Annotated in this window: 20 protein-coding genes and 1 riboswitch; of the genes, 2 read left to right on the top strand and 18 right to left on the bottom strand. The window is 37.9% G+C overall.

Features of this window, described 5'->3' with window-relative positions; genetic code table 11:
- Window positions 1–114: 114 nt before the first annotated feature.
- From dnaK to mgtA, 5 genes are all read right to left on the bottom strand, one after another.
- Window positions 115–1,944, bottom strand: a complete 1,830-nt coding sequence (gene dnaK, locus IGJ52_RS05785) for a molecular chaperone DnaK (protein WP_002357825.1) — start codon at window positions 1,942–1,944, stop codon at window positions 115–117.
- 59 nt (window positions 1,945–2,003) lie between these two features.
- Window positions 2,004–2,543 (bottom strand): nucleotide exchange factor GrpE, encoded by a 540-nt coding sequence (gene grpE / locus IGJ52_RS05780; protein ID WP_002357827.1) that lies wholly within the window; start codon window positions 2,541–2,543, stop codon window positions 2,004–2,006.
- A 54-nt stretch (window positions 2,544–2,597) separates the two neighbouring features.
- Entirely contained in the window at window positions 2,598–3,641 is a 1,044-nt protein-coding gene (hrcA, locus tag IGJ52_RS05775) for a heat-inducible transcriptional repressor HrcA (protein ID WP_438791965.1), read from the bottom strand.
- Between the two features lie 225 nt (window positions 3,642–3,866).
- Window positions 3,867–5,015, bottom strand: coding sequence for a radical SAM family heme chaperone HemW (gene hemW / locus IGJ52_RS05770; protein WP_438792180.1), 1,149 nt, complete (start codon window positions 5,013–5,015; stop codon window positions 3,867–3,869).
- A 248-nt stretch (window positions 5,016–5,263) separates the two neighbouring features.
- On the bottom strand, window positions 5,264–7,924 hold the full coding sequence (mgtA, locus tag IGJ52_RS05765; RefSeq protein ID WP_438791964.1) for a magnesium-translocating P-type ATPase: 2,661 nt from the start codon (window positions 7,922–7,924) through the stop codon (window positions 5,264–5,266).
- A gap of 113 nt (window positions 7,925–8,037) precedes the next feature.
- Window positions 8,038–8,208, bottom strand: a riboswitch (M-box (ykoK) riboswitch).
- A 252-nt stretch (window positions 8,209–8,460) separates the two neighbouring features.
- On the opposite strand from mgtA, the gene IGJ52_RS05760 reads away from it, so the two are divergent.
- Both IGJ52_RS05760 and IGJ52_RS05755 read left to right on the top strand, forming a co-directional pair.
- The gene (locus IGJ52_RS05760; RefSeq protein ID WP_002382245.1) at window positions 8,461–9,336 is read left to right on the top strand and encodes a LysR family transcriptional regulator; all 876 of its coding nucleotides are present in this window, start codon (window positions 8,461–8,463) and stop codon (window positions 9,334–9,336) included.
- A 23-nt stretch (window positions 9,337–9,359) separates the two neighbouring features.
- Window positions 9,360–10,247: a LysR family transcriptional regulator gene (locus tag IGJ52_RS05755; RefSeq protein WP_002357832.1), complete on the top strand. Its 888-nt coding sequence runs from the start codon at window positions 9,360–9,362 to the stop codon at window positions 10,245–10,247.
- Window positions 10,248–10,308: 61 nt separating this feature from the next.
- Here the strand turns inward: IGJ52_RS05755 and IGJ52_RS05750 are convergent, their stop codons facing one another.
- The 13 genes from IGJ52_RS05750 to IGJ52_RS05690 all read right to left on the bottom strand — a co-directional run bounded on the left by IGJ52_RS05750 (window position 10,309) and on the right by IGJ52_RS05690 (window position 22,811).
- Complete coding sequence (locus IGJ52_RS05750) at window positions 10,309–11,457, bottom strand: FtsW/RodA/SpoVE family cell cycle protein (protein WP_002357833.1); 1,149 nt, start codon at window positions 11,455–11,457, stop codon at window positions 10,309–10,311.
- The gene (locus IGJ52_RS05745; RefSeq protein WP_002377695.1) at window positions 11,423–12,598 is read right to left on the bottom strand and encodes an FtsW/RodA/SpoVE family cell cycle protein; all 1,176 of its coding nucleotides are present in this window, start codon (window positions 12,596–12,598) and stop codon (window positions 11,423–11,425) included. The genes IGJ52_RS05750 and IGJ52_RS05745 overlap by 35 nt, the downstream gene beginning before the upstream one ends.
- 158 nt (window positions 12,599–12,756) lie before the next feature.
- Window positions 12,757–12,987, bottom strand: coding sequence for a DUF2087 domain-containing protein (locus IGJ52_RS05740; protein ID WP_225597045.1), 231 nt, complete (start codon window positions 12,985–12,987; stop codon window positions 12,757–12,759).
- A gap of 55 nt (window positions 12,988–13,042) precedes the next feature.
- Window positions 13,043–13,384, bottom strand: coding sequence for a DUF1048 domain-containing protein (locus IGJ52_RS05735; RefSeq protein ID WP_002395093.1), 342 nt, complete (start codon window positions 13,382–13,384; stop codon window positions 13,043–13,045).
- Between the two features lie 3 nt (window positions 13,385–13,387).
- Entirely contained in the window at window positions 13,388–13,711 is a 324-nt protein-coding gene (locus IGJ52_RS05730; RefSeq protein ID WP_002357837.1) for a PadR family transcriptional regulator, read from the bottom strand.
- 545 nt (window positions 13,712–14,256) lie between these two features.
- A complete protein-coding gene (locus IGJ52_RS05725; protein WP_010816469.1) occupies window positions 14,257–14,853 on the bottom strand; it encodes a GNAT family N-acetyltransferase in 597 nt (198 codons plus the stop codon).
- Window positions 14,853–15,803, bottom strand: a complete 951-nt coding sequence (ribF, locus tag IGJ52_RS05720) for a riboflavin biosynthesis protein RibF (RefSeq protein ID WP_002363808.1) — start codon at window positions 15,801–15,803, stop codon at window positions 14,853–14,855. Before ribF ends, IGJ52_RS05725 begins: the two co-directional genes overlap by 1 nt.
- Before the next feature lie 25 nt (window positions 15,804–15,828).
- Window positions 15,829–16,749, bottom strand: a complete 921-nt coding sequence (gene truB / locus IGJ52_RS05715) for a tRNA pseudouridine(55) synthase TruB (RefSeq protein WP_002419811.1) — start codon at window positions 16,747–16,749, stop codon at window positions 15,829–15,831.
- Between the two features lie 153 nt (window positions 16,750–16,902).
- Window positions 16,903–18,027 (bottom strand): SH3 domain-containing protein, encoded by a 1,125-nt coding sequence (locus IGJ52_RS05710; RefSeq protein ID WP_016614150.1) that lies wholly within the window; start codon window positions 18,025–18,027, stop codon window positions 16,903–16,905.
- A 118-nt stretch (window positions 18,028–18,145) separates the two neighbouring features.
- Window positions 18,146–18,541 (bottom strand): phage holin family protein, encoded by a 396-nt coding sequence (locus tag IGJ52_RS05705; RefSeq protein ID WP_002357842.1) that lies wholly within the window; start codon window positions 18,539–18,541, stop codon window positions 18,146–18,148.
- Between the two features lie 5 nt (window positions 18,542–18,546).
- Entirely contained in the window at window positions 18,547–20,382 is a 1,836-nt protein-coding gene (locus tag IGJ52_RS05700) for a hypothetical protein (RefSeq protein ID WP_438791963.1), read from the bottom strand.
- 32 nt (window positions 20,383–20,414) lie between these two features.
- The gene (locus IGJ52_RS05695) at window positions 20,415–21,872 is read right to left on the bottom strand and encodes a phage tail protein (RefSeq protein ID WP_010715127.1); all 1,458 of its coding nucleotides are present in this window, start codon (window positions 21,870–21,872) and stop codon (window positions 20,415–20,417) included.
- 12 nt (window positions 21,873–21,884) lie between these two features.
- On the bottom strand, window positions 21,885–22,811 hold the full coding sequence (locus IGJ52_RS05690; RefSeq protein WP_002365553.1) for a distal tail protein Dit: 927 nt from the start codon (window positions 22,809–22,811) through the stop codon (window positions 21,885–21,887).

Below are 22,811 nucleotides of genomic sequence, written 5' to 3'. Positions count from 1 at the left end.
AACCTAAATAGTTTCTTGCTAACTTGATTGTGGTTGATTTTCTCACAAAAGACAAGGGACTGGGACATTAGTCATTGTACTAATGATCCAGTCCCTAAAATCAATTGTTATTGATTATTTGTCATCACCATTTACTTCTTCAAAATCAGCATCAACAACATCATCAGCGCCACCTTGAGCAGCTTCAGGATTTTCTTGTGCTTGTTGTTGCGCAGCTTGTTCGTAAAGTTTTACTGTTAAGTTTTGGACGATTTCATTCAATGAATCACGTTTTGCTTTCATTTGTTCGATATCGTTTGCTTCGATGGCTGCTTTTAATTCATCACGCGCATCTTCTGCTTTTTTCACTTCTTCAGCGTCTACTTTGCCTTCTAATTCTTTCAATGTTTTATCAACAGTGAATAATAAAGCATCTGCATCGTTACGTAAGTCAACTTCTTCTTTACGTTGTTTATCTGCTTCAGCGTTTGCTTCAGCATCTTTCACCATACGTTCGATTTCATCATCAGATAAACCTGAAGAAGATTTAATCGTGATTGTTTGTTCTTTTTGAGTGCCTAAGTCTTTCGCACGAACATTTACAATCCCGTTTTTATCAATGTCAAAGCTTACTTCAATTTGTGGCACACCACGAGGAGCCGCAGGAATATCTGTTAATTGGAAACGACCTAATGTTTTATTATCAGCGGCCATTGGACGTTCACCTTGTAAAACATGAATATCAACAGCTGGTTGATTGTCAGCAGCAGTTGAGAAGACTTGTGATTTACTTGTTGGAATCGTAGTGTTACGATCAATTAATTTTGTAAATACGCCACCCATTGTTTCAATCCCTAATGACAACGGTGTTACGTCTAATAAGACAACGTCTTTAACATCACCAGTGATTACGCCACCTTGGATTGCAGCACCCATTGCTACTACTTCGTCAGGGTTAACTGATTTGTTTGGTTCTTTGTTTGTTTCTTTGCGAACAGCTTCAACTACAGCTGGAATACGTGTCGAACCACCAACTAGGATAACTTCGTCGATTTCAGAAGGATTTAATCCAGCATCTTTTAAGGCTTGACGTACTGGTACTTTTGTACGTTCAACTAAATCACTTGTTAATTCATCAAATTTTGCACGAGTTAAGTTCATTTCTAAGTGCAATGGTCCTGCTTCGCCAGCAGTAATAAATGGCAAGCTGATTTGTGTGCTTGTTACACCTGATAAGTCTTTTTTCGCTTTTTCAGCAGCATCTTTCAAACGTTGTAACGCCATTTTATCGTTAGCTAAGTCAATGCCATTTTCTTTTTTAAATTCTGCAACCATGTAGTCAATGATCTTATTATCAAAGTCATCCCCACCTAGGTTGTTATCACCTGCTGTTGATAATACATCGAAAACGCCATCGCCTAATTCAAGGATTGACACGTCGAATGTACCACCACCAAGGTCAAAGACAAGAATTTTTTCATCTTTGTCTGTTTTATCTAAACCATAAGCTAAAGCTGCTGCTGTTGGTTCGTTAACGATCCGTTCTACTTCTAAACCAGCAATTTTACCAGCATCTTTTGTTGCTTGACGTTGTGCATCGTTGAAATATGCTGGAACTGTAATAACTGCTTTTTCAACTTTTTCACCTAAATAGTCTTCAGCAAAACCTTTTAAATATTGTAAGATCATTGCAGAAACTTCTTGTGGTGTATATGATTTTCCTTCAACATCAACTTTGTAGCCAGCTTCACCCATGTGACGTTTAATAGATGAAATCGTGTTAGGATTTGTAACAGCTTGACGTTTTGCTACTTCGCCCACTTGAATTTCACCGTTTTTGAATGAAACGACCGAAGGAGTTGTGCGGTTACCTTCTGGGTTTGCAATAATTTTTGCTTCGCCGCCTTCTAGTACTGCGACAGCTGAGTTTGTTGTTCCTAAGTCAATACCAATAATTTTACTCATAGTGAATATCTCCAATCTGTATTAGTTTTCTATAATAATATATTTTTAATTAACGTTTGTTATTGTGCAACAATGACCATTGATGGTCGTAACACACGATCTTGTAATTTGTACCCTTTTTGTAGAACTTCAACAATAGTATCTGCTGGGGTTTCTTCAGAAGCAGGGACTGTTTGAACGGCTTGATGTAAATTTGGATCAAAGGTTTCACCCATTGCTGGGATTTCTTCAATTCCTTCTTCTTTTAAAGCCACAGTAATACTTTCTAGCACCATCGAAATACCTTTTTTCAAGCTTTCGCCTTGTTCATCTGATACTTCAATGGCCATTGCTCGTTCTAAATTATCAATGGATGGTAAAATCTTTTTACCTAAATCTTGTGAGCGGTAACGAACTAATAATTCTCGTTCGTTTTTATTTCGATTGCTCATATTAGCAATTTCGGCTCTTGCCCGCAAGAACTTGTCTTCCATTTCGGAAAGCTCTGCTTTAAGATTTTCGATCTCTGTTGCTTCAACTTCTACTTCAGAAACGCCAGCAGCATCAACAGCTTCCATTTCTTCTTGTAATTCTTCTTGCTTCTCTTCTTTTTTACTCACTTCAGCAACTTCCTTTCTCTTTATGCATCTACTTCTTATCCTAACAAGGTTTGCTTAATTACCTAAAAAACGGTAATAGTCACCTAGTTGTGAAGCTAGCTCATGTCGAAACGTGTCTACCAAACCGAATATTTTTGAATACGGCATACTGGTTGGTCCTAGCAGGGCAATTGTTCCTTTGCCATGTCCTGATACTTCATACGTAGCAGTGATCATGCTCATATCTTCTAAGAGATTGTTGCCAATTTCTGAGCCGATACGAAAAACAATTGGATTTTCTGTTGTTGCAGAACCATTTAATAAATGCGTCAGCTCATCAGAATTTTGCATAAAGGAATAGACAGATTTCAATTGTTCAATATCTTGTTTGATGCCAAAATCTAACAAATTCATGCGACCACCGACAAAGACTTTTTCTTCAAAGGCATGTCCTAACATCTCATCGAATAAGTTCATCATTCCTTCTGGCGTTTGGAAATAGCGATGTAAAATCATCGGAATCTCCGTCCGCAAACGATGATAAACGGTCAACAAAGGTTGTCCAACCAACTTATCATTGATGATTTGTGTCATTTTTTCAAGATCTTGGCTAGAAACAGCGGCAGGAATGGCAAATACTTGGTTTTCAACATTGCCTTTATCTGTCACTATAATAGCAAGGACTTGCCGATCATTCAAAGGAACCATTCGAAAGCCGGTTAATTTCCGTTCTTTCACTTCAGGTCCTAATGAAAAAGCAGTATAACTTGTCAATTCTGATAGAATTTCAGCTGATTGTCGAATAATATCATTAATCTCATGAAATTCTTTTCCAAAAGATTGACGGATCCTTCTAAGTTCGTTATCTTCTACTTGTGTTGGTTGTAAAAGATGATCCACGTAGTAACGATAACCAGCCATTGAGGGGATTCGCCCTGAAGAAGAATGGGTCTTAGCTAATAAGCCGTATTCTTCTAATGCTTTCATATCATTACGAATTGTGGCAGAACTAGAGGCAATGCCATCCTCCATCAATTTCTTAGAACCGACAGGTAAGCCCGTGTTCGTGTAATTTTGGATGATAAGTCTCAAGATATTTTGTTGTCTTTCTGTAATCATCGTTATTACCACCCTTCATTAGCACTCTTAACATCCAAGTGCTAACTACATATACTAATATAACAAGTCCTTACCTTTTTGTCAAGGGAAATACGCAACTTTTTAGCACTCTTCGCACAAGAGTGCTAATCGCTGCAAACCACCTTCAAAAACCATCAATACCAACTTTTGTAATAAAAAAATCATCGAAATGCTTTGTCACACTTCGATGATTTTTTTATTTTTTTACTCTTTTTCACTTAACAAAAATGCTTCAAAAACATTATTCCCCACAAATAGTCCTTTTTTCGTTAAACGTAAGATATCTGCTTCTTCAATTAATAATTCTTCTTTGATTAAGCGTTGAATGACCTCTCCATAAATTGCTTCAATTGGTTCATGAAATTTTTGTTGGAATTTTTGTTTAGAAATGCCTACTTTTTTACGTAAGCCTAAAAATAGCTCTTCTTCTATTTGATTTAGACGAGTTAATTCTTCGGTCTCCACAATTGGCAATTGATTTTCTCGCAAGGGTTTTAAATAATGTTGGATTGGGCCGTGATTTTTGTAACGAGTTTGTCCAAGATAGCCGCTGGCACCTGCACCAAATCCATAGTAGTGGTCATTATTCCAATAAGCTAGATTATGCTGGCTTTCTTTTCCTGTTAAAGCAAAATTACTGACTTCATATTGGTGACGTCCTTTTTTCTCCATTGCTTCAATCGTTTCGTCAAACATCTGTGCTTCGATTTCTTCTTCAGGCAGCTGTAACCGTCCTTGACGAACCCAGTTCATGAACATTGTTTTATTTTCAAGAATTAATGAATAAAGCGAATAGTGCGGCAAGTCCAATGCTAAGGATCTTGTCAAAGTATCGCGAAAACTTTCCAATGTTTGTCCAGGTAAAGCATAGATTAAGTCAATACTGACATTGGTAAAATTTTCTTTCTCTAAAAATTTCATTGTTTCATAAACATCTGCAGCGGTGTGCTTGCGACCGATTTTTTTGAGCAAACGATCATCAAATGTCTGAACGCCCATCGAAAGACGATTGACGCCATAGTTTTTCATGACTTGTAATTTTTCTTGGGTTAAATCACCAGGGTTTGCTTCCACCGTAAATTCATTTCGGTCATCAAACGTTAGCTGTTCACGAATCCCTTTTAGTAGCACATCTAACTGTTTCGCTGATAATGAAGTTGGCGTGCCTCCGCCAATATAGATGGTTTTCATTTCTTGTTCTGGATACAATGCTTGCGTAAGTTGAATTTCTTTTAATAAACTCTGAATATATTCATCAACTGGTTGTCCTTCTAAAAAGACCTTATTAAAATCGCAATAATAACAAATATGCTCACAAAATGGAATATGAATATAGGCCGACCGATCGAACATCGGCGTTGAAGTTGAAAGTTGGTTTGTTTTGGTCATTAGCTCGTTTTATCTCCTTATTACCAAAAAGCTCGTTCTTTTTGGAAAGTCTCTACTAGCCATACTAACTGTAAATGACAAATAAATCCATAAAAAAATTCGCACAGTCACTTTAAACAACAACGAGGAGCTGTCATAAAAACCGACACCTCCTCAACCTTGAAAGAAAAGTAAAAAAATTTTTCTATTCTATATATAATAGTACAAATCAGTTACAGTAATTGACCGTAACGTTTGACGTATAAAACTTTAATGAACGCAACCAGTGCCAAATAAGCAACAATTGTCGGGATTAAATACAAGAAATAGCTTGGTGATAAACCGACAAATCCTAGTTCTGCACCGAAAGCGGTAAAGGGTAAAACAGTTCCGAGAACAATCCCTGCTGTAGTGACTAACGTCATAATTCCAGAAGCACTACTTTGAAGGAAAGGCATCTTTTCTGTTCGTAGGAAATGCAAGACGAGCATTTGGGACCATAAGGACTCAATGAACCACCCTGCATGGAAAATACCAATAAAGAGCAATTGATCTGCTCCATTTAATTCAAAGAATGAGCCACCTAGGATAGCCGGACACACAATGAAATACATAAATAAATAGGTAACAATATCAAAAATAGAACTCGTTGGGCCAAACCAACGCATAAAATTACCAATTGATTTTGGTTCCCATTTTTTTGGTTTTTCTACGTATTCTTCATCTACTTTGTCCCAAGGAACTGACATGCACGAAGTATCGTAAATTAGATTTAATAATAGCGATTGAATCGGAGCAATCGGTAAAAATGGTAAAAAGATACTTGCTGGGATCACGGAAAAAACATTGCCAAAATTAGAACTTGCTGTTAATTTGACGTACTTCATCGTGTTCGTAAACACGCGCCGTCCAGATAAAATTCCTTTTTCCAAAACCATTAAATCTTTTCTCAATAAAATTACATCCGCCGATTCTTTCGCCACATCGACAGCTGTATCAACAGAGATTCCCACATCAGCAGCACGCATTGCTCCAGCATCATTTATTCCATCACCTAAAAAGCCAACAGTTTGACCATTTTCAGTTAACGCATTTACAATACGAACTTTTTGGTCAGGCGTAATTTTGGCGAAAATATTATACGCTTGAACGGTTTTTCTTAATTCTTCTTGGTTTAATTGTTGAAGTTCATTTCCTGTAATAATTTTTTCGCCAGCCAGACCAACTTCTTTACAAACAGAATGCGTCACATATTGATTGTCCCCCGTTAATACTTTCACAGCTACATTATGTTGATGCAAGGCGTGAATAGCTGCCGCTGCTGTTTCTTTTGGCGGATCCAAGAAGGCAAGATAACCTTGTAAAATCAACTCTGATTCATCTTTAGTTGTATACTCCCATTCAGCCGCTTCGACTTTTTTATCGGCAATTGCTAGAACGCGCAAACCATCTCGATTTAAAGCTTCAACGTCTTTGGTAATTTTTTGACGTAGCGTCTCTGTTAAGGGCACAATTTCGCCATTTAAAAGTACCTGTGTGCAGACCAAGAGCATTTCTTCAACCGCACCTTTGGTAATTAAGCGTGTTTCTCGAGTTTTAAACTCTTTGATAATCACGCTCATTCGACGTCGATTGAAATCGAAAGGAATTTCATCTACTTTATAAAAATCATCTGATTGTATATCACTTTCTTGCGTCGCCGCTTGAATAACGGCGTTATCCATTAAATTACGCAAACCTGTTTGAAAATAACTGTTTAGAAATGCTAAATCCAAGACTTTTTGATCTTCTTGGCACCCAATATTATAGTGGTATTCTAAAATTACTTTATCTTGTGTTAAGGTACCTGTTTTATCCGTACAAAGTACATCCATCCCGCCAAAATTTTGAATGGCATTGACATTTTTCATAATCGTGCCTTCTTTAGCCATTTCTCGAGAACCTTTGACTAAATTGGTTGTTACAATCATGGGTAACATTTCTGGTGTCAAGCCGACAGCTGTGGCAATCGCGAACATTAATGCTTCCACCCAATCGCCTTTTGTTAACCCATTAATTAGAAAAACAGTTGGCGTAATGACCAACATAAAGCGAATCAGCACCCACGTTGTTTTATTAATTCCTGTTTCAAAACTCGTCTGCTGCTGCTCTTCTCCGTTATCAGAAGCCATCCGTCCGAATAAAGTTTGATTACCAACTTTAATGACAATGCCCAAACCAGTGCCACTAATTACATTTGTTCCTAAAAACAAAAGATTGTCGTATTCTGTATCAATTTGATCACTATCTTTTTGATGAGTCGCGTGTTTTTCAATGGGAAAACTCTCTCCAGTCAAGGATGATTGGGAAACAAATAAGTCCTTAGATTGGATTAAACGTAAATCGGCTGGAATCATATCGCCAGCGGATAGTTGGACTAAGTCGCCACACACAACTTCCTCAATAGGAATTTCCATTTGCTTCTTGTCACGAATGACTGTCGCTGTAACTTTAATCATATTTTGTAATTTTTCAACTGCATTGCTTGATTTGACTGATTGGACAAAACTCATCGTGCCGCTTAAGATGACCATCGCTAACATAATTAACACGCCAGTAACATCTTTTTCCTCTGGCGCAGCATAGACATATTCTGTAAAGAATGAAATCGTGGCTAGTGCTAATAACACCAAAGTAAACGGCGTGATATACGATTTTACAAAAAGTCGAAGCCGTGAAGCTTTTTTTTCACTCATAATTTTGTTGCGGCCATAACGTTCTTGTAATTCTTCAATATCTTGGTGTTTAATACCATCCCAAGTTGAGCCGAAACGTTGTAAAACTTTTTCTACTTCTGAATGGGCAAACTTTTTGTAACTATAGTCATGGCCCAAGTGACGCATTTTCTTTTCCATTTTCTTTCACCTCATTTATCTGTTGTTGACTTGAATTGACGATCGGTTCATCTTCCATTTTCCTCACCCTTTCCACAAAAAAAGACACGCTGAAAACTCAACGTGTCAAAGAATAATCGTTCTTATCGTTGAGCTTTAGCACTATACAACGTAAAAAGCGATTGCTTTTAGCTACCTTAAGAAAAGCCTTCATTCGACAGTTCCTGTTCTACCCATTGGCGTCTCTCGACATTTTTGGGCAGTAGCCTATGTTTGTATAGGAGCCTCACCTAACAAATCTTATTTAATTACAACAGCAAGTATAATTCTTCCATGAAAAAATAACGATATAGAAAAAGTTTTTAGTAGATAACTTTTTGTCCATTAAGTAACAAAAAGAAAAATAATCCGCTTATTTACTATGGTTTTCTGGTATGATTCGTATTTATTCATAGAATCATAACTGGTTAAATTAATCTAAAGACCGTCAGATAGCCTTGTCGAGAAGCTTTTCTTCTGCTATTTTTTGTATAGTTAAAGAAACGGCGGTGAGGAAAATGAAATTACAACAACTAGAATATTTTATGGCAGTTTCAAAGTATGCGAGTTTTACTTTAGCTTCTCAAAAGCTCCATACGAGTCAACCTTATTTAAGTACCCAGCTCAAGGAGTTGGAACGTGAATTAGGTGCTTCATTAATTTTAAGAGACAAGAAACATTGTCGGCTTTCTCCAGCAGGCGAAGTCGTCGCCAAGCGAACAGAGATGATTTTTGCACTCATTAAGGAAGCGCAAGAAGAGATTAATGAATTAGTGACCCAAGGATCGACAACGACCATTCGGATTGGAACAAACTTAATTGATATAGATAAAGCATTTGGAGAAGTCTTGTTGTTATTTAATCAATCCTATCCGTATGTAAGTATTGATTTTAAGTATTATTACGATCTTGAAACAGCCTTGGAAACAGATTTAATTGACATTGGGATTGGGATATTTTTGGATACCTCGATTCCATTAGAGAAAGAATTAATTTATACAGAAAGCTATCTCCTTTGTGTCAATAAAAATCATCCTTTAGCCCATGCCGATAGCGTAACGATTGACGAAATTCGTTCTTTACCTTTTGCTGCATATTCCGATCAAGTATATGAAAAAAAAGTGTTTAAACGTTGGGAACGTAAAATCAATTGGGAAAATCGGCAAATCGTCATCGAACTTCCTTCTCTTCATTTAGTCTTAGACATGGTCCAACGAGAAAAAGCCTGTAGCATTCTTCCCTATTCACTCACTGATGAACTAAACAGACGTAACTTAGTTGGTATTCCTCTGGAAGATAGTCCAGAACGAGCCATCTATTTAGTTCAGAATAATCATCACGGACATTGTGAAGCACACCGTTATTTATTCGAACAATTACGTTATTTATTCTAGGAATAGAAAAAGGAGGAATTCCCATGGAACTATTTCGTTTACATTATTTTTTAGAGTTATGCAAAGTGAAACAATTTACTAAAGCAGCCGAAAATTTAGCAATTTCTCAAGCTGCATTAAGTAAGCAAATAAAAATTCTTGAAGCAACGTTAGGCGCTGAACTTTTTAATCGCCAAGGTCAAACTACCACCTTAACACCGGCTGGATTAATTTTAGAAAAATATTGTTGGCGCATCACCAATGAGTTGGTCTCAATTGAAGAAGAGCTAAAAGAAATTAATCATTCTTCCAACCATATTTATGTAGCCACTTATCTCTGTGATTTAGAATATAAATTGAATGACTTACTAATGACAACATTAACGGATCGTTCATCCAACTTACAAGTCCATACTATTATTACAGAAAATATTCTTCAATCCTTGGAAACAATGGATGCAGATTTTGGTATTTCCTTTGCTGACTTACCATTACCTGAACATATTGGTAAAATTGATTTATTTACAGCAAATTATCAATTCATTTTAAGAAACGATCATCCAGCTTTGGCCAAAGCCACGACGGAAGAAATTTTAAAAGAACTAACAATGTACCCCTTCGTCCGTTTAAATACCGAATTTTCCGAGCAAAACAAATTAACCAATTGGCTAGATACTACGTTTTCTAATTTTTCTCCAGAGAAAGTCATTCAAGTGGATACTCTTTCACTTATTACTCATTTGGTGTCTCATTCCGATAGTTTCGCTATTGTCCCCGAATACACAAATATTCAACTTTTAGACAATTCGATCCATACACTAACTTACCAAGAACTACCTAAACGAAACATGGCAGTTTATTATTTAAAAGAACGTTACATGAGTCGACAACTTCAACAACTTTTGGCTGAATGCCAAAAACAATTTCAATAGTAAAAACCAAGACTAGAGCTTGTCGGCAAGCGAGTTCCAGTCTTGGTTTTTATTTGTGTTTTCAGGTAGCGGCTTCTCTTCCTTTGACAAATCCTAAAGAAGTGATAGCCATCACTAACGAAGTGCCTCCTTGACTTAAAAACGGAAGCGGAATACCTTTTAACGGCAACAGTCCAATCACCGCACCGATATTCTCCACCGTTTGAAAAACCAGCGAAAAAATGAGGGCGACACAGATGTACATACAAAAACGCGAATTGCTCCGCAAGCCAGCTACTAAAACTTGATAAAACAAGTAAAAATAGAGAAAAACAACGGTGGCACTGCCCACAAAGCCCCAGGCTTCCCCGATAAAAGTAAAAACCATATCAGACTCACGAACAGGAACATACACTTCAATCCCATGTACACCCTTGCCGAATAAACCACCCGAACCGATTGCCAATAAGCCTTGTACTTGTTGATAGGAGATTTTATCGACATAATCATAGGGATGAATCCATGCTAAAATTCGATCCAATTGATATTGTTTAAAATGTAAAAAGAAGAGTACTTTGTGCCCCCACTCTGTAAAGACTAACAGAATCAAGACCACGCCTAACGTTGCTAAAGCGCTGAAAATAATGATTAAAATTTTGCGATCAATTCCTGAAATAACTAAAAGAGATAGGATAATCGTTACGAAAACAAGGGATGTCCCAAAATCTTTTTGTACCGCCATCAAGAAAAAAACAGGGACACTAACCGCAACGATTTTTTTTAGAAGTTGCTTGTCTGAACGCCATTTATCGGACCAGTCTTGTTGCTCATGTTGGACAATAATTTTTGCCAACATTAAAATAAACGCAATTTTCGCAATTTCTGATGGCTGAAATTTAATAAACCCTAAATCTAACCAGCGCTTTGTGCCCGTCAATAAATACATTCCTTTGTCATAGGAAAAATACAAAGCACTCATTAAGATTAATGAAAACCCATAGAAAAAAGGAGCTACTTTCCAAATAAACTTCTGTGACAGCCGACTAGCTAAAAACATGCCTGCATAGCCAACAAAAATAAAGAAAAGTTGTTTTAATGCTGGCACAGTTCCATCTTTTCCTTCATTAACGGCAATCCAATATTGCACACCAGAAGATAAAAGTGTGAGTAAAAAAATGGGCAATAATAAATCATAATTAAGATGTAAGTTGAATTTTTTTGTATTGACCATTTAACTGCCGCCTTTCGTTTGCAATAATTTTAATGACGATTCCTAATGCCACTGAAAAGATTAAATAACTTGTCCCACCGTAACTAACAAACGGTAAAGGAATTCCTGTCATTGGAATCAAACCCAAAACGCCACCAATGTTAATCGCCGTTTGAGCTAAAATCAAGGTCCCGACCCCTAACAAAAACAAGCCGTAACAATGATTTTTTATTACACAACTACTCCGCAAAATCGAGGCCGCTAAAAATAACAAAAGAAATAGCAATAGTAAGCCGCCAATCAGACCAAGTTCTTCCACAATCACCGCAAAAATAAAATCGGTTTGACCTTCTGGCAAGCCACCTTTTTTTACCATACCATTGGCTAGTCCGGTGCCCCAAAACCCACCGTTATACATTGCTAAATAGGCCATTGAAGGCTGAAATCCGCGATCATGAAAGGATAAAAACGGATTTTTCAAAACAACTAAGCGGTCATACACATGCGCAAAAAAATGTGGTAAGTACTGGTGATCCCCTAGAAAAATAATTATTTTAGAAAGAAGCGCCGCGCTAGCAACGACAATCCCCGCAGCAATTACACTAAATTTTGCATGAATACTTGCTGAGAAAATCAAGACACTGCCAATAACTAAAATAAGAATAGCCCCGCCAACTTTGGGTTGAATCAAAACTAAAAATGCAACGACCAAAACAAACAGCCATTGTTTTCTTAACTGCTTCGTTGTCAAGCCATTTTCTTTTTCACCTAAATAACAGCTCAAGTAATAAATAATCGCAAAATTACAAAGTTCTGATGGCTGAAATTGGATTCCAAAGAGAGAAATCCAACGTTGTGCGCCATTCGCTGCTACACCAAAAAAAGGTAGTCGAACCATTAACAGTAATAGTACCGAAACTAAAAGCAGTCCAATCGCAATTTTTTTATTAAATAACACTTCTAGTCGAACTTTGTAAATCACGAACATTAGCACCCAGCTGAGACACATAATAATGCCTTGTTTAATAAACACAGCAGTGGGCTTCACGCCTTGCATCAGCAAGTCATAGCTACTGGCGCTATAAATCATTAACGCGCCAATAATACTTAATATAATAAAGGTCAAAAGAATTTTTGTTAGACCTAAAGTACGTAGATTCATTCTCTCACCTCTATCTTTTTCTAATTAAATCAATCTTACCAGTCTGAATTAGAAAACAAATAGAGAGTTTTTTATAGAACTATTACTAAGCTTACATAACAAAAAGTAGCTAGACTTGGTTCATTTCACCTAGTTTCGCTACTTTTAAAAAAAGACATTTATATAATTTTTGTGTGTTGCTCACATTTCTGATAAATTTTTCCAAACTTATCTCTTTCTAAATACTGATAATCTACTAAATACCGTCTCAAAAGTGCATAATCTTCATAGATTTCTCTAAGTCGCTGATTGACTTCTTTTTCCGTATATTCTTTCCCAAATTCAAATTGGTTGGCCACACGTTGAAACACTTGGACTTTTTTCGCATTTTTCTTGGGAATAACCAGCAACTTTCATTCTTTAAAAAAATTTTCAACCATGTTTATTCTCCTTTTTTTGTTTTGACTATTGTTTAGAAAATTGATGATTCAGTTTTTCTTTCTGTTTATCGGTCCATTTGCCAGCGACTTCATTGACAATTGTTTCAGCAAAATCACCTACTTTTTCTCCCGTAATATTTTTGATAGGTGTTCCGTTAGCAGCTCCTTCTTCAAACAAATCAAGTAAATCAGTCAACGCATTGAACATATTGGCTCCGCTATGATCTGAAAAATGCCATGCATATTTTTCAATTTCTTGAAATACTTGTCGATACTCTGCTGGTAATGCTGCAATCCGTCGTTTATATTCTTTGTACTCTTTTTTATCCCCAATAACTTTTTTGATCAACGCTTTAAAATCTGACATGCTCTATCCCTCCATTTTTTTCATCTTGTTTACTTGTTTTGAAAGCAACGTCCAACGCTGCCAAAAATCAGCGAGTTCTGCTTCTCCTGATGAGGTTAAGCGATAGAACTTCCGCATTGGTCCTTTTTCTGAAGGCTTTTTTTCAGCTATAACCCATTGATTTTTTTCTAAACGCAGTAAAATCGTATAAACGGTTCCTTCAACAATTTCAGTAAAACCTTGGTCATTTAAAATTTTTGTAATTTCATAACCATATGTTTCTTTCCTTTGGATGATGGCTAAAACTAAACCTTCTAAAATGCCTTTTAGCAACTCTGTCTGCTTCACTGCTTTTCCTCCCTGAACTACTCTTTATTACTATGTACCACTACATAATAATACTGAGTACCGGTTCTGTCAACTACTTTGTAATAAAAAGTAGTAAATGAGCGTGGAGCAAAAATCCAAAGTGATTTTTGCTCCACGCTCAAAAACTAATAAACGGCGGGAACAGAAGCAACACTACGCGTTGCTCCGATCTCAACAACTTCTAAGGTGTTTTCTCGACATGCGTCTCGTCACAGTACAGCCTTCAAAAGAGCTACAGCTCTAAGAGTTGCGATGTTTCACTGTGAAGCATGAACAGATGAAATCATCGTACCTACTTGGTGAAGGTCCTTCGGGAATAAGCCGAAATTGTTGAGAATCACGAAGAACGTAGTGATTCGATGATGGACAATACCTACTTCGCAGAGCTCCGATCTCATCAATCTCTAAGTGATAAATCACTAAGAATTGAAGGACTTGGTCTCCAAAAATTATAAAACAATTTTCGGAAATTCCTTCTTATTTCTCGGAGTTAAACACTTCTGTCCCGACCTCCTTATTATTCTTTATTCATTTATTCCGAGGTCTGCTTCAAAGGCTTCTAATTCTGCAAGGTGTGTTTCTGGATAAGCAAAGCATGTTGAAAAATGCCACTCCCCACCACTTGTACCAAAATAACCTGGCAGTAATTCCAAAGCCAATAATGCTTCTGATGTTTCTTTTTCCGGTAACGTAATCTGAAAAGTAGTCGCTGGAACAAAACCGAACTTCTTATAGTAAGTTGGATGGCCCAGGATAATCAATCCGCCGATGCCTAATTCTTTGGCCTTCTGCACAGAATGCTTAATTAACGCTGAGCCTACGCCCGTGTTCTGTGCTTCTGGATGGACACTTAGCGGCCCAACGGTCAAAACAGCCTTCTCTGTATGATCAGGTAATCGTAGTTTGGCTTTTGAAGACATAATATGACCCGTTAATTTTCCTTGATCAGTTTCTGAAACTAAGGACAACTCCGGAATAAAGTCGGCACTTTCTCTTAATAAATGCACGATAAAATGCTCTGTGGGACGCCAGTTTTCGGTCAAGTTTAATCCCTTAAACGCTTGATACGTTAAACGTTCTACAGCTTGATACTCTGCAGGTTTTTCTTCACGAATCTTCATTATTTGTCCTCAGATTGTTGGAAATAGTCAGCCGTATCTCGTTCATCTTGTTTTAATTGGTCGATCAAGGCTTCAGCCCCATTGAATTTCACTTGGTCACGTAAATAATGATTCCAACGAACCACCACTTGTTCACCATAGATGTCTTGATGGAAGTCCAAAATATAGACTTCCACGGTTAAATCGCGGCCTTCTCCAAAGGTGTCATTATGACCAATTGAGCCCATGCCAACATACCATTTGCCACCGACTTCGATTTGCACAGCATAGACGCCAATTCTTGGTAAGCGCACGGTGCTTTTCACTTTGACATTAGCGGTCGGGAAACCCAATAAACGGCCCCGAGCATCGCCATGGACAACTGTTCCTTCTGTTTCATAAATATATCCTAACAACTCCGTGACCTCCTCCATTTCGCCGGCTTCCATTTTTTCGCGAATTCTTGTTGAGCTAATTTTGGCACCAGTCATTTCTTCTTTTGGTACTGTCACCACTTCAAAACGGCCTTGCGCATAAGTTGGTAACTGTTTGACTCCAGCGATTTCTTTAGGACCATACGTATAATCAAACCCAGAGACTGCCACTGCACTATTTAAATTAACGATATACTGATCGACAAAATCTTGCGGCTTTAATTGAGCAAACGCTGAAGTAAATTCGACAATATATAAAATATCAACGCCCAAGTTGGCCATTAGGCGTTCTTTTTGTTCCAAGCTAGTTAAATATTTCATATTTTCTGGTAAAACTTTTTGAAAAACGATTGATGGGTGTTGGTTGAAGGTCATCACAGCTAACTTCAAGCCTTTTTCCTCCGCAATCTTTTTGCCTGTTTCAATTACTTTTTGGTGGCCTTTGTGAACACCGTCAAAAAAGCCTAGGACCATCACGACTTCTTCATTAGGAATTTGATTGGGTTCATAGGGATGATGTAGTTGAATAACTTGCATGTGCAAAAACTTCCTTCTTTTTTATTTAATTGTTCCGTAGAACTTTACTTGGTTTCAATAATTTATCATGCGTTGGGTGTGGCATGTATAAACTAACCACTTGATTTTGGTAAAATAAGGCAACTAAGGATTCTGGCATTGCCTTTATTCCTAATTCTTTTTTGTGCAAACGCATGCCATTTTTTACTTTTTGATACAATTCATCTGATAAATCAATTCGTGGGAATTGTTCTACTGCTGTCTCAATGGGCAATAGGCATTGATCGATTGTTTCAGCAGCCATTTGTTTGGCTACTTCTTCTAACGTTAAGCATTGCGCAGCTTGCAAACCGCCACTTGCCGTTCTCGTTAAATCCGACATATGGGCAGGATAGCCTAATTTTTTGCCAGTATCCACTGATAGTGTCCGCACATAGGTTCCTTTGCCACAGACCACTTTAAACCGCCAACTTTGTGTATGAGCGGATTCGTTAAAAATTGGTTCACTAGTGCGTTCAAATGAATAAATCATAGCTTTTCGTTGGGGCCGTTCAACTTCTTCCCCGTTCCGCGCATATTCATATAAACGTTTACCATTGACTTTCACCGCAGAAAACATCGGTGGGATTTGTGTGATTTCACCTGTCATTTCGGCCATTGCTTGATCAATTTGTTCAGTTGACAGAGGTGTTGTAACTGGTTTTTTTTCAACAATTTCGCCACTAACATCTTCGGTTGTCGTAGCAAATCCAAGTGTAATTTCACCTTCATAGGTTTTGCCAGAATCTACCATGTATTCGATCACTTTCGTTCCTTTGCCAACGCAGATGGGTAAGACCCCTTCGACATCTGGATCTAACGTACCACCATGACCAATTTTTTTGGTATGTAAAATTTTTCTCAATTTAAATACGCAGTCATGACTTGTCATGCCACGTTCCTTCCATAACGGTAAAATGCCGTCCATTATAGTTCCTCCAGTTCCGATAATACTAACTTTGTCATTATAGCATAAAAGTACCTAGCTTCGCAGTCTCCATTGCTTATTCCCTTTGGCAAAATCTCTGCTAAATGCAAAAAAAGCCACAAACTCTGATAAAAGCAGAGTTTGTGGCTTTTTTTAGCTAGTAAATGATCCCCATGTATTCTGTGCGTTGCCATCGTTTGGTCCGATTGGCAAATAAATTCTCGCGCCTGTCGTATCTGTTCCACCAATGAAAACATACCCATCTGCAATATAAAACGCATCGTAATAAAAGCGAGTATTTTTGGGCCAGATACCATAAATGGGTGCTGACAAACTAGGTTGTCCTGCTCTTAAAACAATGCCTTCGTCCACACCAATTAGAAATGATTTCTTCGTTTGCGGGCGCCAAAGTTCAGCAATGTCGCCGTCGTTCACATAACCTAACAAATGTCCGCTATTTTCAATACGGTAAAGGTTTTGTCGGTCCGGTAATTTCGCTGTAATTGTTCCTACCTGTGTCCAAAGTGCCTCTGCTGATAGATGTTCATTGATTAAAGCATCTGGTGTTGGATAGATTGAAGTGAAACGAATTGCTTGTCCTACTTGATATTTTGGTGCATTAGGTTTACCCGGCTGAACAATGACAGTCTCACCTGTTTCAGAAACGCCCGTTTGTAAATCTTGTGCCAACTGCGCTTTACTAATCCCCCAACGCGCTAAATAACCATAAGGATCTGTATGATCTCCCCACCAATTTTTTGTAATCCAATCATGAGTGACTATTCCATAACCTGTTCCATCGTCCAGCGAAAAATCAGCACCAATGTTCTGAGCTAAATCACGGGCCAAATTAACATAGGCAGCATAATCTTTTTTAAACGTCGCCGCATTATTCGTTCGAGCCAATTCGATTTGCGCATATGCTTTTTGGTTAGCTAAAGCACCTGCGCCATATTGAATTTGACCAGCAGGAGCTAATTGTTTCACTCGTCCACCAGATCCGACAAAATATGAGACATAAGCATTTGACCAATTTCGTTTCATATAGGCTACTTCATTGTCTAAACTGTGTGGTCCTAGGTTCCGCTCGTTTCCTGATTCATGTAAAACAATTAATTCATTGGTTGCAGAGCCTGGAAAATAAGTAAAGTTGATTGGATCCGCTTCGATGGTGTAAGCGCAAGCTGTCATCGGAATCGTTAAACTTAAGCCAATCACTAAAGCAAGTTGAATCATTAATTTTTTAAACATAGCATGCTCCTTTCTTAAAAAAGCCATGAAAGGAAAGTCAAAATAACTTCCCTTTCATGGCTTAACCCTGCAGATAAATGGCGAGACAGAAGTAATTTCTTCGGCAATCAGCCGAAAGTTCTACGTTTGTCCCGACCACTTCTACTTAATCATCTTTATTTTTTAACTGAATAAATAACTCTTTTAACTTTTTCGGCATAGGAATAAAGGTCGCAATGTTTTCAAAAAAAGAAAGTCCTTCGTTCGCAATGTAAAAAATCAGAACCATTTCCCGAATTGGCAAATTGTTCCCCACAACTTTTTCAACACGAACCGCTACGGCAACCACAAATAACATCGTCACTTTTTTCGCAATTCCGAGCATACCAATCCGACTGGACAATTCTTTTGTGGCGATTGCCTTAATCCAACCTGTGATGAAATCGACAATAATTAAAAAGAGGAAGACATCCAACAATTGATCTAATCCACCTAATAAACGTACGACAATCCCACCGAAAATGCTTAAAAGCATTGTTATTGTGTTGAGATAACGTTCCATCCAAATCACCCTATTTTGATTAGCGTAGCAGATTTAATTCCTGTACTGTTTACTTCACCCATATAATTTGTCTCAATTAATGCAGAAAGTTGGTCTCCTTTCTTAAAATTACGTATGACCATTCCAAGTCCATCTTGACGATTTTTCCAGCTGGTACCCCCGAGTCCCCAAAAACGATCTGTTGGACCACCAGCTCGTACACCATTAATAGCAAAATTAAAGTACCAATAGCCATTTACCGTTGTTGTAGGCTGTACCCAAAAGTGTACAATTAAAATATACATTCCATCTTCTTCAATAACTAAACGGTTGTTATTTTTATTTAAATTAGCAAGTTTTGCTCGTTCGTCAATGTAAGAAAAATCACTACCAAATCCTACTTCTTTATTGTTCATATTTCCAATGACTTTTGTAAAACTACCTTCTGTTCCGTTTATACCTACGAGGTTAAACTTACCTAGACTAACTAAGGGAAGATTTTTGAATAGAGGAGCTTCGGAAAAATTCTTCACCCCAGCAATCTCTTGATCACCTGTTTGTGTCACAGCTTGACCTTTAATCGCTTCCGCAACGTTTTTCGGATGCATATATTTACTCGTTAAAGTTCCCGCGACTGCTTCGCTGTCTGATGCGAAGCCATAATTTTCTACATTGCCTAGCCCCACTTGTTCAGCGGTTACTTGGTGCGGATTATCCTGATTTTCCACATGGGTATTGAGTTGCTCTGCCTGAACAAAACCACTCTTCGCTAAAACCGCTTGGGCATCAACAGACAGACCAATATGAAGTCCCACGTAATCAACTTCTACGCTGGCTGGCGTCACCCCATTCGATGAATCTGTATAGCTCATTAAATAAATGAACCCTTCATTTGTGATAAAATTCTGATCATTGATTTGAATTGAAAAATCGCCGAACTCTTTTGCTGATTCTTGGATTTGAGTTACCCAATTATCCGTAGTTGGTAAATACGTAGCGATTTTAATCGTTTGATTATTGGGCGCAGCGGCTTTCACACGTTGATTAATCGTAAAAAATTGAACGTTCTGGCGAATAAATGCCACCGCCTCGTCAGTTGTGAATGTTTCAAACATTTGTGGAATTAATTTTTTAGCGGCTTCAACGAGATTGAAGGCTGCTAATTGTTGCGGAATCACACCGCTTTGGGTGGAACCTGTTTTCACACCCTCATCATCACGGCTGGCCATTTTATTGTAGTCCGCTTGGGAAACTTCCTCCCAAACGTCTGTTGGCTTCTTAAGAATTTTAGCCGTAAAATCAGTGGAATAACTGTTTGCATTGGTGGCTGTATTGCCGGCCGTTTTACCGTTAAAGTCTAACTTCAATTTGACAGTGGTTGGCTTAGCCAACAAAGAAATGCCATCTGCTTTTGTCATACGGTCATTCAAATCAATTTGAAGACGATTCGCTAAGGTAGCTTGTTTGATGCCTTGTGTATCTGTGCGTGCTTGGACAATTTCTGGATTACTATCACCTGCTTCTGCTACTAATTGATCGAAATCATTTCGCAAAGTATCAAATTCTTGTTTATTATTATTTGCCGTTGAAACTGCATTTCCTGCAATCGTGATTGCTGTTTTGGCATTGTTCATCGCTTGGTTAGCTGTTTCATTTGCTTGATTGCCTGCATCGGTGGCAATTTGTACGGCTTCTTTGCCAGCTTCATCTGCGATGTTTTTCGCTTCAGAAATTCCATTCGTTAACTGGACTTGGTAAGCATCAACTTTCTCAGCTGATGCATTCGACTGATCCAAGATTGCATTGATTTTAAGGCGACCTTGATTCAGGGTATCTAATTCTTCAATATGTTCTACTGACATTTCGTCACACTCCTCTAGTTTTCATTATTTTATTAAAACTGGCCACCCAATTGGGATTGAATATACACACGACAGATGACCGAAGCATCCAACCATAGTGGCTGATGAGAGAAAAATTGAAGCGTGTGATTGCCGCGTTCGATTTTTCCATCTGTTGTTTTTCGTAAATAACTCAAAATGTTTAGCCGTTGTTGTTTCAATGATAGTTGGGGTAATTTTTTGCCATCCACTACCAAATCAATGTTCGTTACAGAATGCGAAGGTCCTTTAGCAGTTGCCTTGAACGTTAATTCTGCGGTGTTTACATAAAGAATGTCCTCGTCAAAGTATAAATTCAGCTCCACTGGCTGTGTCTTGCTAAGTTCTCCTTGTATTGAACGATTTAAAAGTGTCGTCGCCCCTTGTGCGTAAGTTTCGCTAATCTCTTGTTTCCGACTGAAAGCTGTCATGGTACTATGAATTGTTTCTTGCAGATTTCCCAACTCTAGCTGAATGTCTTGGGGGGCACCAAAGACATCTTTTTTACTTTCTTTTTTGATACGAAGGTTGACACTCCCAAATTCATTCGTATTAATCATGATAACCGTACCCAACCGCAAACGATCGATTGCCAAAGGTTGATCTGTTAATTTAATTAAATCAGCTGCAGTCACTACCCAAGAAACTTGTGGTTTGGTCCATTCTTCTAACATTCGCAAAGCATTTTCCTTTAATGCCTTGGGATCAGAAAAACGCTGTTCTACCCAAATTGACTCCAATAAACCATAGCGGTCAATTGCGGCCTTGTTCTCTAAATACGGAACCCCTTGATTGACCGAGCGAATATTGACTTTGTTAACACCTTCGCCTGAACCTAATGGATAAATCCGATTGATTAGCATCTTGGGATTACGTTCTATTTCAAATCCTTGCATGTTGTAACCTTCTTGAATTCGCGCAACTGCTTCTGTTGGTGGTTTGACTAATGAAAGTTCAAAAGGATAGACCTCTGTATTCCATTGCCAAAGATATTCCTCTTCGAAATCGGCTGGGATGCTAAACAAAGGCTCGACTAGCCCATTTTCATTCTCCCATTTATAGGTTAATCTCCTTGAAAAATCACATTTTTTTAAGACCCAATGTTTTGTTTTTTGTTTATTTAATAGAAATTGAATGGCCTCTTTCGTTGTTTTGTTTTTAATTTCGTGACAACCAAAAAGGACAGTATCACCTAAGGTACATAATGCTTCTGTGGCAGAGTAGTGAATTTGATTATTGTTCGCATCTTTCTTAATTGTGGTTGGCATCACGCGATATAAACCAATATATTCATTCTCATTGTCGGTCAGTTCCACCCATTGCATTTCTGCAATAAATTCATTTTTAGGATCATCTAGTGGCATGGTAAAATCTAAACTGCCAATTTTGTTCTCTATTTTTTCATAACTGACTTGATAGGCATTATCCAAGATTGCCGTATATGTTCTTTTCAAATCCAGTGCCATTAACATTTAATCACCCTCCTACACAAATCGGTTAGGATAGCGAATCGTCAAGCGGAAGTCGCTATCTTTGGCTTGAATATACAGCGGTTCATTAGGATATAGATAAAAATCGTTCATTGGTCGAATCATCGGTGCACCATTTTTTGTCAGATAAAAATTTTCAGTATCAATGATAATTTCCGAACGATCAAAATCTCCTAAGTTAATTGTATCGTTCCGTGTTTTAATCCAAACACCACGTCCGGTTCCTGTTAAAATAATGGTCGGTTTGACTTTTAATCCTTCAACCGTAGGATAAATTTCAATTGGCCGAACTTCTTTGCCTAAATCCCCCATCGTGTAAGCCCGATTTTGAAACGTAATCATGGTTGATCCCCAATAGGCTCCACCTTCAATTAAAATTGGAAAATCAACTGCACCTGAGCCTGTATTCCCCATTAAGTAATTCGCTTGAAATGTAATGGTTGGCGAACCCCACATCACACTAGTCGCATCACTCCGCGTGTATTTATACGGATCAGAAAGCAATAAAGTAAAGGTGCCTGTTACTTGGTTAACACCTTCGGGTACATCACTCACTGAAGATTTACTGCCAAACCACAGCATTTCCGGTTCATCGTTAAACCAAATAGAAACGTCTTTTTCCGTAAACAAAGCAACGTTTAAATGATTAAATGCATCTCGAAACGCTTCATTATTCACAGCTGAAAGGCGATATTTGACTGTTAATTCTCGTTCTGGAATCCGCGCATAAACGTGACGTTTACCATCACGAATCCCTAATTGATAGCTTTCAATTTCGCTTGGAACTAATTCTCGTCCTGAAACTGATAATGTTTGATAACCAGGGATGACTTTTTCTAAAAATTGGCCGTTAAAATTCAACGCTTCTGAAGGAAGAGGCGTTGAATGAGTTGCTTGATTGGTATCAACAAATTTATACAT

This window comes from Enterococcus sp. DIV1758, from assembly GCF_051711985.1.
Lineage (GTDB): Bacteria > Bacillota > Bacilli > Lactobacillales > Enterococcaceae > Enterococcus > Enterococcus faecalis.
This window is presented reverse-complemented; position numbering and strand designations above follow the sequence as displayed.

Coding starts and splice junctions, on each gene's coding strand:
- dnaK (WP_002357825.1), bottom strand. CDS start 1,944: ATGAGTAAAATTATTGGTATTGACTTAGGAACAACAAACTCAGCTGTC.
- hrcA (WP_438791965.1), bottom strand. CDS start 3,641: ATGATTACAGAAAGACAACAAAATATCTTGAGACTTATCATCCAAAAT.
- hemW (WP_438792180.1), bottom strand. CDS start 5,015: ATGTTCGATCGGTCGGCCTATATTCATATTCCATTTTGTGAGCATATT.
- mgtA (WP_438791964.1), bottom strand. CDS start 7,924: ATGGAAAAGAAAATGCGTCACTTGGGCCATGACTATAGTTACAAAAAG.
- IGJ52_RS05760 (WP_002382245.1), top strand. CDS start 8,461: ATGAAATTACAACAACTAGAATATTTTATGGCAGTTTCAAAGTATGCG.
- IGJ52_RS05755 (WP_002357832.1), top strand. CDS start 9,360: ATGGAACTATTTCGTTTACATTATTTTTTAGAGTTATGCAAAGTGAAA.
- IGJ52_RS05750 (WP_002357833.1), bottom strand. CDS start 11,457: ATGGTCAATACAAAAAAATTCAACTTACATCTTAATTATGATTTATTA.
- IGJ52_RS05745 (WP_002377695.1), bottom strand. CDS start 12,598: ATGAATCTACGTACTTTAGGTCTAACAAAAATTCTTTTGACCTTTATT.
- IGJ52_RS05735 (WP_002395093.1), bottom strand. CDS start 13,384: ATGTCAGATTTTAAAGCGTTGATCAAAAAAGTTATTGGGGATAAAAAA.
- IGJ52_RS05725 (WP_010816469.1), bottom strand. CDS start 14,853: ATGAAGATTCGTGAAGAAAAACCTGCAGAGTATCAAGCTGTAGAACGT.
- ribF (WP_002363808.1), bottom strand. CDS start 15,803: ATGCAAGTTATTCAACTACATCATCCCTATGAACCCAATCAAATTCCT.
- truB (WP_002419811.1), bottom strand. CDS start 16,749: ATGGACGGCATTTTACCGTTATGGAAGGAACGTGGCATGACAAGTCAT.
- IGJ52_RS05710 (WP_016614150.1), bottom strand. CDS start 18,027: ATGGCTTTTTTAAGAAAGGAGCATGCTATGTTTAAAAAATTAATGATT.
- IGJ52_RS05705 (WP_002357842.1), bottom strand. CDS start 18,541: ATGGAACGTTATCTCAACACAATAACAATGCTTTTAAGCATTTTCGGT.
- IGJ52_RS05700 (WP_438791963.1), bottom strand. CDS start 20,382: ATGTCAGTAGAACATATTGAAGAATTAGATACCCTGAATCAAGGTCGC.
- IGJ52_RS05695 (WP_010715127.1), bottom strand. CDS start 21,872: ATGTTAATGGCACTGGATTTGAAAAGAACATATACGGCAATCTTGGAT.
- IGJ52_RS05690 (WP_002365553.1), bottom strand. CDS start 22,811: ATGTATAAATTTGTTGATACCAATCAAGCAACTCATTCAACGCCTCTT.